This window comes from Thiohalophilus sp., from assembly GCF_034522235.1.
Classification (GTDB): domain Bacteria; phylum Pseudomonadota; class Gammaproteobacteria; order UBA6429; family Thiohalophilaceae; genus Thiohalophilus.
Map to the genome: position 1 here is coordinate 285,025 of NZ_JAXHLN010000003.1, position 13,384 is coordinate 298,408.

Annotated in this window: 18 protein-coding genes and 1 pseudogene; 10 read left to right on the forward strand and 9 right to left on the reverse strand. The window is 58.0% G+C overall.

The window, feature by feature from the left end; translation table 11 throughout:
- Positions 1-56 precede the first annotated feature (56 nt).
- From tatA to hisB, 8 genes are all read right to left on the reverse strand, one after another.
- Positions 57-296, reverse strand: a complete 240-nt coding sequence (gene tatA, locus U5J94_RS04245) for a twin-arginine translocase TatA/TatE family subunit (RefSeq protein ID WP_416224148.1) — start codon at positions 294-296, stop codon at positions 57-59.
- A 76-nt stretch (positions 297-372) separates the two neighbouring features.
- Positions 373-711 (reverse strand): histidine triad nucleotide-binding protein, encoded by a 339-nt coding sequence (locus tag U5J94_RS04250; RefSeq protein WP_322564395.1) that lies wholly within the window; start codon positions 709-711, stop codon positions 373-375.
- Positions 712-718: 7 nt separating this feature from the next.
- Positions 719-1,036 carry a phosphoribosyl-ATP diphosphatase gene (locus tag U5J94_RS04255; RefSeq protein ID WP_322564396.1) on the reverse strand — a complete coding sequence of 106 codons (318 nt, stop codon included), beginning with the start codon at positions 1,034-1,036 and terminating at the stop codon, positions 719-721.
- Positions 1,037-1,077: 41 nt separating this feature from the next.
- Complete coding sequence (gene hisI, locus U5J94_RS04260; protein ID WP_322564397.1) at positions 1,078-1,464, reverse strand: phosphoribosyl-AMP cyclohydrolase; 387 nt, start codon at positions 1,462-1,464, stop codon at positions 1,078-1,080.
- A gap of 158 nt (positions 1,465-1,622) precedes the next feature.
- Positions 1,623-2,390 (reverse strand): imidazole glycerol phosphate synthase subunit HisF, encoded by a 768-nt coding sequence (hisF, locus tag U5J94_RS04265; protein WP_322564398.1) that lies wholly within the window; start codon positions 2,388-2,390, stop codon positions 1,623-1,625.
- Positions 2,391-2,514: 124 nt separating this feature from the next.
- Entirely contained in the window at positions 2,515-3,255 is a 741-nt protein-coding gene (hisA, locus tag U5J94_RS04270; RefSeq protein ID WP_322564399.1) for a 1-(5-phosphoribosyl)-5-[(5-phosphoribosylamino)methylideneamino]imidazole-4-carboxamide isomerase, read from the reverse strand.
- 42 nt (positions 3,256-3,297) lie between these two features.
- Complete coding sequence (hisH, locus tag U5J94_RS04275; RefSeq protein ID WP_322564400.1) at positions 3,298-3,948, reverse strand: imidazole glycerol phosphate synthase subunit HisH; 651 nt, start codon at positions 3,946-3,948, stop codon at positions 3,298-3,300.
- A 42-nt stretch (positions 3,949-3,990) separates the two neighbouring features.
- Positions 3,991-4,584: an imidazoleglycerol-phosphate dehydratase HisB gene (hisB, locus tag U5J94_RS04280; RefSeq protein ID WP_322564401.1), complete on the reverse strand. Its 594-nt coding sequence runs from the start codon at positions 4,582-4,584 to the stop codon at positions 3,991-3,993.
- Between the two features lie 263 nt (positions 4,585-4,847).
- Between hisB and fnr the strand changes: the two genes are divergently transcribed.
- The 9 genes and pseudogenes from fnr (at position 4,848) to U5J94_RS04330 (ending at position 11,438) form a co-directional block, all read left to right on the forward strand.
- Positions 4,848-5,624: a fumarate/nitrate reduction transcriptional regulator Fnr gene (gene fnr, locus U5J94_RS04285; protein WP_322564402.1), complete on the forward strand. Its 777-nt coding sequence runs from the start codon at positions 4,848-4,850 to the stop codon at positions 5,622-5,624.
- A gap of 155 nt (positions 5,625-5,779) precedes the next feature.
- Positions 5,780-7,198 carry a cytochrome-c oxidase, cbb3-type subunit I gene (gene ccoN, locus U5J94_RS04290; RefSeq protein WP_322564403.1) on the forward strand — a complete coding sequence of 473 codons (1,419 nt, stop codon included), beginning with the start codon at positions 5,780-5,782 and terminating at the stop codon, positions 7,196-7,198.
- A 14-nt stretch (positions 7,199-7,212) separates the two neighbouring features.
- Complete coding sequence (gene ccoO, locus U5J94_RS04295; RefSeq protein ID WP_322564404.1) at positions 7,213-7,842, forward strand: cytochrome-c oxidase, cbb3-type subunit II; 630 nt, start codon at positions 7,213-7,215, stop codon at positions 7,840-7,842.
- 5 nt (positions 7,843-7,847) lie between these two features.
- Entirely contained in the window at positions 7,848-8,024 is a 177-nt protein-coding gene (locus tag U5J94_RS04300; protein WP_322564405.1) for a cbb3-type cytochrome c oxidase subunit 3, read from the forward strand.
- Positions 8,021-8,904: pseudogene (ccoP, locus tag U5J94_RS15215) on the forward strand (cytochrome-c oxidase, cbb3-type subunit III). The gene U5J94_RS04300 and the pseudogene ccoP overlap by 4 nt, the downstream one beginning before the upstream one ends.
- A 57-nt stretch (positions 8,905-8,961) precedes the next feature.
- On the forward strand, positions 8,962-9,081 hold the full coding sequence (locus U5J94_RS04315) for a DUF3149 domain-containing protein (RefSeq protein WP_322564407.1): 120 nt from the start codon (positions 8,962-8,964) through the stop codon (positions 9,079-9,081).
- A gap of 114 nt (positions 9,082-9,195) precedes the next feature.
- Positions 9,196-10,605 (forward strand): cytochrome c oxidase accessory protein CcoG, encoded by a 1,410-nt coding sequence (gene ccoG, locus U5J94_RS04320; protein ID WP_322564408.1) that lies wholly within the window; start codon positions 9,196-9,198, stop codon positions 10,603-10,605.
- A gap of 18 nt (positions 10,606-10,623) precedes the next feature.
- Positions 10,624-11,151, forward strand: coding sequence for a FixH family protein (locus U5J94_RS04325; RefSeq protein ID WP_322564409.1), 528 nt, complete (start codon positions 10,624-10,626; stop codon positions 11,149-11,151).
- 38 nt (positions 11,152-11,189) lie between these two features.
- Positions 11,190-11,438, forward strand: a complete 249-nt coding sequence (locus U5J94_RS04330) for a hypothetical protein (RefSeq protein WP_322564410.1) — start codon at positions 11,190-11,192, stop codon at positions 11,436-11,438.
- Between the two features lie 108 nt (positions 11,439-11,546).
- Here U5J94_RS04330 and rhlB read toward each other — a convergent pair whose 3' ends face one another.
- The gene (gene rhlB / locus U5J94_RS04335; protein WP_322564411.1) at positions 11,547-12,830 is read right to left on the reverse strand and encodes an ATP-dependent RNA helicase RhlB; all 1,284 of its coding nucleotides are present in this window, start codon (positions 12,828-12,830) and stop codon (positions 11,547-11,549) included.
- Between the two features lie 226 nt (positions 12,831-13,056).
- Here rhlB and trxA point away from each other — a divergent pair, with 226 nt between their 5' ends.
- Positions 13,057-13,383 carry a thioredoxin TrxA gene (gene trxA / locus U5J94_RS04340; RefSeq protein ID WP_322564412.1) on the forward strand — a complete coding sequence of 109 codons (327 nt, stop codon included), beginning with the start codon at positions 13,057-13,059 and terminating at the stop codon, positions 13,381-13,383.
- The last annotated feature ends 1 nt before the right edge of the window (position 13,384 follow it).

Consider the following 13,384-nt stretch of genomic DNA (forward strand, 5'->3'; position numbering starts at 1 on the left):
CGAGGAGACAGGCAGATCTCTGACCCCTGCTATCGTTGCCATGCTCAGAAACCCTTTCAGGTTTTGTCCTCGTCCTTGACCTTGGTGGCTTCGCCTTCGATGGTCTGGTTTTCGTCGCTGCTTTCCAGTTTGGACGAGTCATTGTCCTCAGCGGCGTCTTCTTCACTCTTGACCGCGCTCTTGAAGCCCTTGACCGCACTGCCGAGATCGGAGCCGATGTTGCGCAGGCGCTTGGCGCCGAACAGCAGCAGCACAATCAGCAGAATAATAACCAGTTGCCAGATACCAATACCCATGATGTTACTCCACGTCCTGAACGTTAACGATTATTGAAGCGCTGTCTGTGTCAGTAAATAACAATCAGCGTTGTGACTATTCAAAGCCGGGCATATTCTTTCCGCCCATCAGATGGATGTGCAGATGAAAAATAATCTGTCCCCCGCCTTCGCCGGTGTTAATAATGGTGCGAAAGCCGTCATCCAGCCCCTGCTGTTTGGCGATTTTCGGCAGTTGCCGCAGCATGTGTCCCACCAGTGCATCGTGTTGTGGTTCCAGCTCATTAAGGCTGTCGATGTGTTCGCGCGGGATCACCAGCAAATGCACCTCGGCCTTGGGGTTTATATCCTTGAAGACGATCATCTGATCATCCTCATAGACCCGATCCGAGGGAATTTCATCAGCGAGAATTTTGCAAAACAGGCAGTCGCTCATGATGACCTCATTGGTTCCGGTTGGCTTTCTCTTCCAGCCCCGACAGGCCGAAGCGGCGCGCCAGCTCATCGAGCACCTGATCCGGGCCAAGCCCCTGATGCGCCAGCATCACCAGGGTATGAAACCACAGATCGGCGGTTTCATAAACGATCTGTTGCGGGTCCCCGTTCTTGGCGGCCATCACCGTTTCGGTGGCCTCCTCGCCGATTTTTTTCAAAATCGCGTCCAGCCCCTTGCCGTACAGGCCGGCGACGTAGGAGCTGTCGGGATCGGCCCCTTTACGCTGTTCGAGCACCTCGGCGAGTTGTTGCAATATGTCGCTCATAGGCGGGGATTATTCCACGTTTGGGGCCGTTTGTGGGGATGCTATTTATATATGGCGTCGGGATCCTTGATCACCGGCTCCACCTCGACCCACTGATCACCCTGTAACTGCTTGAAAAAACAGCGATGTCGGCCGGTATGACAGGCGATGCCGCCTTTTTGCTCCACCTCCAGCAAAATCACGTCATTATCGCAATCCAGGCGGATGTCGCGGATGATCTGCTCGTGGCCCGACTCCTCGCCCTTGCGCCACAGCTTGCCCCGGGAGCGCGACCAGTAGATCGCCTTGCCCTCCTGCACGCTCAGCGCCAGCGACTCGCGGTTCATCCAGGCCAGCATCAGCACCTGGCCCGTGCCCGTCTCCTGGGCAATCACAGGTACCAGCCCGTCCCCGGTCCACTTGATCTCATCCAGCCAGTTTGTACTCATAATGATTTTTTACCGCAGAGGCGCAGAGAGCGCAAAGTTAATTATGAATGCTTAATTTTGAATTTTGAATTAAATGCGGATTTTGCAATTCAAAATTTAAAATTCAACACTAAAAATTATTTCTTCGCGTCCTCTGCGCCTCTGCGGTGAAATTTTTTCTAAAGCCGGACTTCGATGTCGCTGCCGGCCATGCGCCGCTTGGCTTCCTCGATGCTGTATTCGCCGAAGTGGAAGATGCTGGCGGCGAGCACGGCGTCGGCGTGGCCCTGTTTGATGCCGTCAACCAGGTGGTCCAGGTTGCCGACGCCGCCGGAGGCGATCACCGGGACGCTGACCGCATCGCAGATGGCGCGGGTCAGATCCAGATCGAAGCCCTGTTTGGTGCCGTCGCGATCCATGCTGGTCAGCAGGATCTCGCCGGCGCCGTAGTCGACCATTTTCCTGGCCCACTCGATCGCGTCCAGGCCGGTGGCCTTGCGCCCGCCATGGGTGAAGATATCCCACTTTTTCGGGTCCTCGCTCACCTGTTTGGCGTCGATGGCCACCACAATGCACTGGGAGCCGAATTTCTGTGCTGCCTCGCGCACGAACTCGGGATTGTCCACCGCCGCGGTATTGATCGCGACCTTGTCGGCGCCGGCGTTGAGCATGGCGCGCACATCCTCGATCTTGCGAATGCCGCCGCCGACGGTCAGCGGAATAAACACCTGGCCGGCCACCTGTTCCACCACATGGATCATGGTCTCGCGGTTTTCGTGACTCGCGGTGATATCCAGAAAGGTCAGCTCGTCGGCGCCCTGCTCGTCATAGCGGCGTGCGATCTCCACCGGATCCCCCGCATCGCGGATATCCACGAACTGCACCCCCTTCACAACCCGGCCCTTGTCCACGTCCAGGCAGGGAATAATACGTTTGGCCAGACCCATATGAATACCTCAAATAGTTTTTTACCGCAGAGACGACGTAGAGCAATTTTGAATGCTAAATGTTGAATGTTGAATTAACTACCGATTTGGCAATTCAAAATTTAAAATTCAACATTCAAAATTATTACTCGCCCCCGCAGCTGTCGGCCAGGGCGGCGCCTTCGGTGAAGTCGAGGCTGCCTTCGTAGATGGCCCGGCCGGTGATGGCGCCCATAATACCCTCGTTGGCGACCTCGCACAGGGCCTGGATATCGTCCATGTTGGTAATGCCGCCGGAGGCGATGACCGGGATAGCCATCGACTGGGCCAGCTTGACGGTGGCCTCGACGTTGACGCCGCTCATCATGCCGTCGCGGCCGATGTCGGTGTAGACGATGGCCGAGACGCCGTCCTGTTCAAAATGCTGGGCCAGATCGATGACATCGTGACGCGAGAGCTTGGACCAGCCGTCGATGGCCACCTTGCCGTCCTTGGCGTCCAGGCCGACGATAATGTGGCCGGGGTATTCCATGCACAGATCATTGACAAAATGGGGCGCGTTGACCGCTTTGGTGCCGATGATTACATACTGCACGCCGGCATCGAGATAAGTCTCCACGGTTTCCTCGTCGCGGATACCGCCGCCGATCTGGATGGGCAGATCGGGGAAGGCGCTGGCGATGGCATGGACCACGTCGGCGTTGACCGGTTTACCGGCGAAGGCGCCGTTGAGATCGACGATATGCAGGCGTCGGGCGCCGGCCTCGACCCAACGTGCGGCCACGCTGACCGGGTCGTCGGAAAAAATCGTTTCATCTTCCATTTTGCCCTGACGCAAACGGACGCATTTGCCGTCCTTGAGGTCGATGGCAGGGATCAGCAGCATGGTGAAGTCTCTCGTGTTTGCTCGAACGTCACAGTGGTGTGCTTAGAGGGAACCGTCCCAGTTCAAAAAGTTGGTGTACAGTTGTATACCGGTGTGTTGGCTTTTCTCCGGATGGAACTGTACGGCAAATACATTACCTTTTGCCAGTGCGCAGGTAAACGGAATGCCGTAGCTGCAGGAGGCGGCGATCAAATCCGGCTCGGCCGGCTCCACATAATAACTGTGGACAAAATAGAAGCGCGCGCCATTGGCAATGCCCTGCCACAAGGGGTGCTCGACCTGTGGATAGACCTGGTTCCAGCCCATGTGCGGGATCTTGAGCCGTTCGTCGCTGAGGGGATCGCGCATATCCCGGGCAAAGGCCAGTACCTTGCCGGGCAGCAGCCCCAGACAGCGGGTCCCGTCGTTCTCGGCGCTGTACTCCATCATCGCCTGCATGCCGACACAGACCCCCAGCAGCGGCGTACCCTGTTCGGCCACCTGGTGAATCACCGGTTCCAGACCCAGGCGACGGATTTCCGCCATGCAATCGCGAATCGCGCCCACGCCGGGGAGGACAACGTGCTCGGCCTGGCCGATCTGTTCGGGATCGGCGGTAACCAGAACCCGGCGGGCGGGATCAGCCTTTTCCAGGGCCTTGCTCACCGAGTGGAGATTGCCCATTCCATAATCAATTACAGCAACAGTAGACATAGCAGTCGGGACGGTTAAGCGGGGTCGCCCCCGGTAGTTGGTTCAGAGGCTACCTTTGGTGGAGGGCAGAATGCCCTGCATCCGCGGGTCGGGTTCCAGCGCCATGCGCAATGCCCGGCCGAAGGCCTTGAAGGCGGTTTCGGCAATATGGTGGGCGTTGCGGCCACGCAGGTTGTCGATGTGCAGGGTCACCCGGGCGTGGTTGACGAAGCCCTGGAAGAACTCGCCAAACAGGTCCACGTCAAACTCACCGATGTGCGAGCGCGGGAAATCAACCCCGTATTCCAGGCCGGGCCGGCCGGAAAAATCGATAACGACCCGCGAGAGGGCCTCATCCAGCGGGACATAGGCATGGCCGTAGCGGCGGATGCCCTGCTTGTCGCCCACCGCCTTGTCGAAGGCCTGGCCCAGGCTGATGCCGATATCCTCCACCGTGTGGTGGGCATCGATGTGCAGATCGCCCTGTGCCTGGAGGGTGATATCGATCATGCCGTGGCGCGCTACCTGCTCGAGCATGTGCTCGAGAAACGGCAGGCCGGTGTTCAGCTCGACCTCGCCCTGGCCGTCCAGATCAATACTGACCTGGATCCGGGTCTCCAGCGTGTTGCGTTCGATGTTGGCACGACGTGCGGACATGATGACTCCAGTCAGGGGCGCGGGCCGGCGCCGGTTCAAAGCGATAGCATACCGAAATAAACGGCTGCGGGAAAATCCGGATTCTACCAGATTCCACAGGCGATGCCGCAGGTTTTGGCTCGGGTATTCCGGCGGTTTTTAATCAAGCGATTAAACCAACTGTTTTGTTAAGTCGGGCCGGGTGCGAGTATAGTTTATCAAGGTGGCCCTGCCGGCTGCCGTTAACTTGTCATAGCCAACCAACCGGAGTCGGGTCGAGGTCCATGTCCAAACAACGCGTCGTCAATTTGTCCGAAGTTCGTACCCAATGTCAGAAATGCAGTCTGTATCAGTTGTGCATGCCGATGGGGTTGGCCGAAGGCGATCTCAACAGGCTCGATAAAATTATCAAACGTCGCCGGCCGGTGGAAAAAGGCGAATTTCTGTTCCGCCTGGGCGAGGACTTTACCTCGTTGTATGCCATCCGTTCGGGGTCGTTGAAAACCTATACCAGTCAAAGCGATGGTCAGGAGCAGGTTATCGGCATGCACCTGCCTGGCGAGTTGATTGGCCTGGATGCGATCGGCGACAACCGCCATGGCTGCTCGGCAGTGGCACTGGAGACTACCAGTGTTTGCGAGATTCCCTTCGATCATCTGGAACCGTTGAGTCGGGAAATCCCCGGTCTGCAGCATCATCTGTTCCGGCTGATGAGTGCCGAAATTCAGCACGATCAGTGTCACATGACAGTATTGGCCCGCATGCCGGTGGAAAACCGCCTGGCCAGTTTTTTGCTGAACCTGTCCGATCGCTACAAGCTGCGCGGTTACTCGGCCTACGAGTTCAACCTCAGCATGTCGCGCGGGGATATCGCCAATATGCTCGGTATGGCCATGGAGACCATCAGCCGGTTACTGACCGGTTTTCAGGATCAGGGCCTGATCCGGGTAGAACGCAAGCATATTCGTATTCTTGACCCGGCCGGTTTGCGCGCGATCGTCGGCCATTGTTGCGAACTGCCTGATAGTCCCGTGGATAACTCCAGTTCCCACAGCGCCTGAGCCGCTCACCCGGGCGGCGATTCCCCGACGTTTAAAAAAAATACGTCTTTTTTTTTGATCCAGATCAAGGCCTGGACTAGGTTTATTCCTGTGGCTTGGATATGGTTCAAGCTCGTAGCCTTCCCTTGCTTTGCTGAGAATAAAAAGGAAAGTCCATGGATAACCAATCGACTTATAACTACAAGGTGGTGCGCCAGTTTACGGTGATGACCGTCGTCTGGGGCATCGTCGGAATGCTGGTCGGGGTCGTGATTGCGGCGCAGCTGGTCTGGCCGGCGCTCAATTTCGATATCCCCTGGCTCACCTACAGCCGCCTGCGGCCATTGCATACCAATGCCGTGATCTTCGCCTTCGGCGGTTCGGCGCTGTTTGCCACGTCGTATTATGTGGTCCAGCGAACCTGTCAGGTGCGACTGTTCGGCGATCGGCTGGCGGCGTTTACCTTCTGGGGCTGGACCCTGGTGATTCTGCTGGCGGCTATCAGTTTGCCCCTGGGGGTGACCAGCAGTAAAGAGTATGCCGAACTGGAGTGGCCGATCGATCTGCTGATTACCGTGGTGTGGGTCGTCTACGCCATTGTCTTTTTCGGCACACTCGCCAAACGCCGGGTCAAACATATTTATGTGGCGAACTGGTTTTTTGGTGCCTTTATCCTGACCATCGCGGTGTTGCATGTGGTCAACAGTCTGGCCATGCCGGTGACACTGACCAAGTCCTACTCGGTCTACCCCGGGGCCATCGATGCCATGGTGCAGTGGTGGTACGGCCATAATGCGGTGGGCTTTTTCCTGACCGCGGGTTTTCTGGGCATGATGTATTACTTCATCCCCAAGCAGGCGGAGCGGCCGATCTACTCCTACCGGCTGTCGGTGGTGCATTTCTGGTCGCTGATTGCCATTTATATGTGGGCCGGCCCGCATCATCTGCACTACACCGCCCTGCCCGACTGGGCCCAGTCGCTGGGTATGGTGTTCTCGCTGATCCTGCTGGCGCCGTCCTGGGGCGGGATGATCAACGGCATCATGACGTTATCGGGCGCCTGGCACAAACTGCGCACCGATCCGATTCTCAAATTTTTGATCGTCTCGCTGTCGTTCTACGGCATGTCGACCTTCGAGGGACCGATGATGGCGATCAAGACCGTCAACTCCCTGTCTCACTACACCGACTGGACCATCGGCCATGTGCACTCCGGGGCACTGGGCTGGGTCGGCCTGGTGACTATCGGCTCGGTCTATTTTCTGATTCCCAAGCTGTTTGGCCGCGAGCAGATGCATTCGGTGAAACTGATCGATGTGCATTTCTGGATCGCGACCATCGGCATTGTGGTGTACATCGCCTCCATGTGGATCGCCGGTGTGATGCAGGGGCTGATGTGGCGCGCCATTAACGATGACGGCACCCTGACCTACAGCTTTGTGGAAAGTCTGGAGGCCATGTATCCGTTCTATGCCGTGCGCCTGCTCGGTGGCCTGATGTATCTGGCCGGTATGTTGATCATGGCGTACAACGTGTGGAAGACCATCGCCGGCCCGAAGGCCGCGGCGGATGAACGCATTCCGCAGACGGCTTAACGGAGGAGAGCATCATGAGTCATGACAAAATAGAAACACGTGCCGGCCTCCTGGCCCTGCTCATTGTTATCGTGATCAGTTTCGGGGGACTGGTGGAAATCGTGCCGCTGTTTTTTATCAAGGATACGACCGAGCCGGTCGACGGGCTCAAGCCCTACAGCGCGTTGCAGCTGGAAGGTCGTGATATCTATGTGCGCGAGGGTTGCTATACCTGCCATTCGCAGATGATTCGTCCGTTCCGGGCCGAGACCGAACGCTATGGGCACTATTCGGTGGCCGGCGAGTTCGTCTATGACCGGCCGTTCCAGTGGGGCTCCAAGCGGACCGGGCCGGATCTGGCGCGGGTCGGCGGGCGCTATTCGGACGAGTGGCATCGGGTTCATCTGATCAATCCGCGCGATGTGGTGCCCGAATCCAACATGCCGGGCTTCCCCTGGCTGGCGGAGAACGAACTCGACGGCAAGTACACGGCCAGAAAACTGCAGGTGATGAACAAGCTCACCAGAGCGACCTGTAACGGTTGCCAGACGTACAGCGAGGAGGAGATCGCCAGCGCGGCCGAGGATGTCAGGGGGAAAACAGAGATGGATGCCCTGGTGGCCTATTTGCAGAGCCTGGGTACCAGCATCAAGGCACGGAGGTAAACGCAATGGATATGAACGACGTGCGCAGCTGGTACACCGTGGTTATTTTTGTGGTATTCATTGGCATTTTTATCTGGGCCTGGAGCAGTAAACGCAAGCGTGATTTTCACGAAGCGGCTCATCTGCCCCTGAACGAGCCGGAATATCCCCGCGAGCAAAAGAATAAGGAGAACGGATCATGAGTAGCTTCTGGAGCTGGTTTGTGGCCGTGATTAGCCTGGGCATGATTTTCGCCTGCTACTGGTTAATTAAATGGACCACCAAAAGCCGTAGTGGTGAGGCGGCCGAAGGCGATGTCACCGGGCATACCTGGGATGGCAACCTGGAGGAGTACAACAACCCGCTGCCCAACTGGTGGTTGTGGCTGTTTTACATCACCATTATTTTCGCGCTGATCTATCTAATCCTGTATCCGGGGCTGGGTAATTTCAAGGGCGTCCTGAACTGGACGTCCACCGGCCAGTATGAGCAGGAGATGGACGTGGCCCAGCAGGAATATGGTCCCATCTTTGCCCGTTATGCCGAAACCGAGATTCCGGTGCTGGCGCAGGATGATGAGGCGATGGCCTCCGGCCGACGCCTGTTCCTGAACTATTGCGCCACCTGTCACGGTTCTGATGCCGGCGGGGCGCGCGGGTTTCCCAGCCTCAAGGATGATGCCTGGTTGTGGGGGGGCATCCCCAGGCGATCAAGACCAGTATCCTCAACGGGCGTACCGGCGTGATGCCTGCCCAGGCCCATCTGGGTGAGGAGAAGATCGATAATGTGACTGCCTATGTGATGAGCCTCAGCGGTCGCGAAGCCGATGCGGCCAGGATCCAGGCCGGCAAACAGGTATTTAACCAGAACTGCGCCGTCTGCCACGGCCCGGATGCCAGGGGACAGATTGCGATGGGAGCGCCCAACCTGACCGACAACATCTGGTTGTATGGCGGATCGCCGGGAGTGATTCGTCAGACAATTCGCGAGGGGCGTCAGGGCCAGATGCCCGCGCACGAGGAGTTTCTTGGCGAGGACAAGGTGCATTTGCTGGCGGCCTACGTCTACAGTCTGTCTGATTAATCCGCCGCGGCGGCGGCGGGCTGTTGCCCGCCGCCCAACATCATAAGGAGTTGCGTCATGCTGGAACTGCTGTTCGGAACCTGGACCGGTATCCTGTCGCTGAGCGTGCTGGTGATTTCGGTTGCCATCGTCGGCTATCTTTTTTATGTATTTTTTATTCGACCGCCCAAACAATGACCTATAGCATATGTTCGTTCGCCGCAGGCCATGAGCCATTGGCCCGGGCCGGCATCCGGTTGACGGGAATCAGATTGGATAAACCAGGACAATCAAGCAGTTATCGGGGTGTCGATGAATAACCCGAAACACCAGGCTCACTCGTCCGAACAGGCGGTTGAGCAGGAACTTTACGCCAAACACCAGAAGATCTATCCGCGCGAAGTGCACGGTATTTTTGCCACCCTGCGAATTCTCGGGGTGCTGGTCTTGCTGGGCCTTTATTACCTGTTGCCATGGTTTTCCTGGGACGGCCATCAGGCGGTGTTGTTCGATCTGCCGGCACGCAAGTTTTATATATTCGGGCTGACCTTCTGGCCGCAGGATTTTTTCTATCTGGCGGCGTTGTTGATCATCGCCGGCCTGTCGCTGTTTTTCTTTACTGCCCTTGCGGGCCGTCTATGGTGTGGTTATGCCTGTCCGCAGACAGTCTGGACTGAGCTGTTTCTCTGGATCGAACGCAAGATCGAGGGCGATCGGCCCAAACAGATGAAGCTGGCCAAATCGCCCTGGAACGCCAACAAGCTTTTACGCCGTGGTGGCAAACAGGCTGTGTGGATCTTGTTGTCCTTGTGGACCGGCTTCACGTTTGTCGGCTATTTCACACCGATTACCGAGTTGTGGCAGAGCATGCTGCAATTTGATCTGGGGCCGTGGGAGACCTTCTGGGTCTTTTTCTACGGTTTTGCCACGTATGGCAATGCCGGCTTCATGCGCGAGCAGGTGTGCATCTACATGTGTCCGTATGCGCGTTTTCAAAGTGCCATGTTCGACAAGGACACGTTAGTCATCTCCTACGATCCCAACCGGGGTGAGCCGCGCGGCGCACGCAAACGCAGTACCGATCGTGAGCAGGCCGGGCTGGGTGACTGTATCAACTGTACGCTCTGTGTGCAGGCCTGCCCTACCGGGATCGATATCCGCGAGGGACTGCAATATCAGTGTATCGGTTGTGCCGCCTGTATCGATGCCTGTAATGAAGTCATGGACAAGATGGATTATCCACGCGGGCTGATCCGCTATACCACCGAAAATGCCCTGGAGGGCAAGCGCGCCAGCATCCTGCGGCCACGTATTGTCGTTTATGGGCTATTACTGGTACTGATTACGGCAGCGGTCTTTTACAGCATTGCCACCCGGGTGCCCGTGGAACTGAACGTGCTGCGTGATCGCAATACCCTGTATCGCGAAACCAATCAGGGCCTGGTGGAAAATATCTATACCCTCAAGATACTGAATATGGATGAGGCCGCGCATACCTATCGCCTGACCATCGACGGCCCGCCGCAGATGGAATTACACATGGGGCGCGAGACCTTGCACGTGGAAGGCGGGAGTGTTACCCAGCTGCCGGTACAGTTACGTATCGACCCGGTCTATCTGGAGAAGACCGGTTATGACATCAAGTTTCATCTGCAAGCCATCGATCAACCGGATCTGTCGGTCACCCAGACCGGCCGTTTTATTGGTCCGGCGATGCGCTAACTCAAGGGGATCACGGGAATGGCTTACACGGCTGTCGAAAATAACCCGCCACCCTGGTATCGGCAGTTCTGGCCCTGGGCCCTGATCGCCCTGCCGGGCGCGGCGGTCATCGCCAGTATTGCGACCCTGATCATTGCCATGCAGAACCCCGATGGGCTGGTGGTGGATGACTATTACAAACAGGGGCTGGCGATTAATCAGACCCTCGCCCGGGATCGCCACGCCCGTTTTCTGGATCTGCAGGCGAGCGGGCGGATCGGCGCGGACGGCCGGGTACAGCTGGTATTGAGCGGCAAGCAACCGGTTGCGGCGGACAGACTCCGCCTGCGCCTGCTTCATCCCACCCGGGCCAATCAGGACCAGTTGCTCTGGTTGGTGGCGGGGGAAGCGCCCGACCGTTATCGCGGCCGGCTGGAGACGCCGCAGGCGGGACACTGGCATCTGTTGCTGGAGCCGGAACAGGGGAGCTGGCGCCTGATTGGGCGGCTGGAATGGCCCGGCGAGGGGCGGATCGAGCTTGCGCCCGCTCAAGGCACAGGCGAATAAGGGCTATAATCAGCGGGCTTTTGTCCGGGAGAAAGAAGATGTCGCAAATACCGAAAATCCAGCAGGTGGTCGCGGTACTCTGGCCCTCGTTTTTGACCGCGGGTCTGGCGACGATCCTGTTCTTCACAGCGTTTGATCCACAGTTGCTGGTGGAGCAGGCCGGTTACGGCGAGATCAGTCGCCTGGCGGGGTATACCGTCGGCTTCTTTTTGTTCTGGTTATTGACGGCGGGCACCTGTGCCCTGACCCGCTATTTTCAAAAGCCCTGCCCCAGACCCGGCGAATGACCCGGCAGGGTCGGGCGTCTCGTTTTAGTGTCGATCGTTCCAATACAAGCCGGAGTCAAGGCGCTGAGCGACGTAAGCCAGCCTCAGGGGGCGGGACTGGCTGTTGCGTTACCGGGCATTGCCACCGCGCCGTTGGCCACCCTGCCCGGGGCGCCGCCGGCCCTGTGCGGTTTTTTTGCGGGGCGGCCGGGCGTTGGGATCCCGTTGTGGGGGGTTGGGTTTGATCAGTAACTGCGGATCCATCGGGGCCACGGGGATCTTGTGGCCGATGTACGCCTCAATATCCGGCAGTGAGAAGACATACTCATCACAGGCGAAGCTGATCGCCTCGCCCGTGGCGCCGGCGCGGGCCGTGCGGCCGATGCGATGCACATAGTCTTCGGCGTCCTGCGGCAGATCGAAGTTGATGACATGGCTGACCGCCGGAATGTGCAGACCGCGGGCGGCCACATCGGTGGCCACCAGCAGGTTGAGCTCCCCGTCACTGAACTGACGCAGCAGATTGAGGCGCTGTTTTTGCGGTACATCGCCGGTCAGCAGCGCGGCGGCCTGGTCGTTGCCGCGCAGGTAGTCGGCGATCTTCTCCCCCACCCGTTTGGTGTTGACGAAGATCAGCGCACGCTCGACGTGCTGATTGGTGAGGATGCCCAGCAGCAGACTGATCTTCTCTTCCTTGGCGGGGTAATAGACGCTTTCGACCACCTGCTCGGCGGTGATCTGCTCCGGCTCGATCTCCACCGCTTCGGGGTTGTTCATGTGTTCATAGGCCAGCTCCTTGACCCGGTGTGAGAGCGTGGCGGAGAACAGCAGGTTCAGCCGCCGGTCGGCCTCGGGCAGGCGGCGCAGCAAAAAGCGAATATCCTTGATGAAGCCGAGATCGAACATGCGATCGGCCTCATCCAGAATCATCACCTGGATGGCGTGCAGATCGAACACCTTCTGCTTGAAATAATCGATGATCCGCCCGGGGGTGCCGATCAGGACATCGACCCCGGCTTCCAGCTGCTGGCGCTGGCTCTCGTAGCCGGTGCCCCCGTAAGCCAGGCCCAGCCGCATGTTCAGGTGTTTATTGAGCAGTTCGGCGTCCTTGTGGATCTGCACCGCCAGTTCGCGGGTCGGAGCCAGGATCAGCGCGCGGGGCTGGTTGGGCTTGCGCTGGGCGTCGGCGGGATGGCGCAGCAGATGGGTAAACAGGGCGATCAGAAACGCCGCGGTCTTGCCGGTGCCGGTCTGGGCCTGACCGGAGACATCCCTGCCCGCGAGGGCGAGGGGCAGGGTCTCGGCCTGAACCGGGGTGCAGTATGAAAAGCCCGCCTCTTCAATGCCTTGCAGCAGCGGGGCGGGCAGATCCAGGCTGTCGAAGCGGGTGTCGGACAGATGTGTATCACTCATGGGCGCACAGAATAGCAGATCGGTGTCTTTTTGGGACTTGAAATAACGCCAATCTTGGGCTCAAATGTGATTTCATACACCCCCTGCGCAGGCGACCCCGCTCGAGCAGGGCAATGGCCCACATGGTATGTCCGGCGCCCGAAGACGTGTTAAGGTTAGCCGCCCGATATCACCCGAGTCAGTCAATGTTCTGCGACTGCAAAACAACACAAATGGGAGAAACACGTTGAGCGACAAGATCGTTTACGTCACAGACGCCACGTTTGAAGATGAAGTTCTCAAAGCGGAAGAGCCGGTGCTGGTCGATTACTGGGCAGACTGGTGCGGTCCCTGCAAAATGATTGCGCCGATTCTGGATGAGATTGCCGATGAATATGCCGGCAAGATCAAGGTCGCCAAACTCAATATTGATGAAAATCCCGGGACCCCGCCCAAGTTCGGGATTCGCGGTATTCCGACCCTGATGTTGTTCAAAGGCGGCAATGTCGAGGCGACCAAGGTAGGCGCGGTTTCCAAGTCCCAGCTGACCGCGTTCATCGACAGCAACCTGTGAA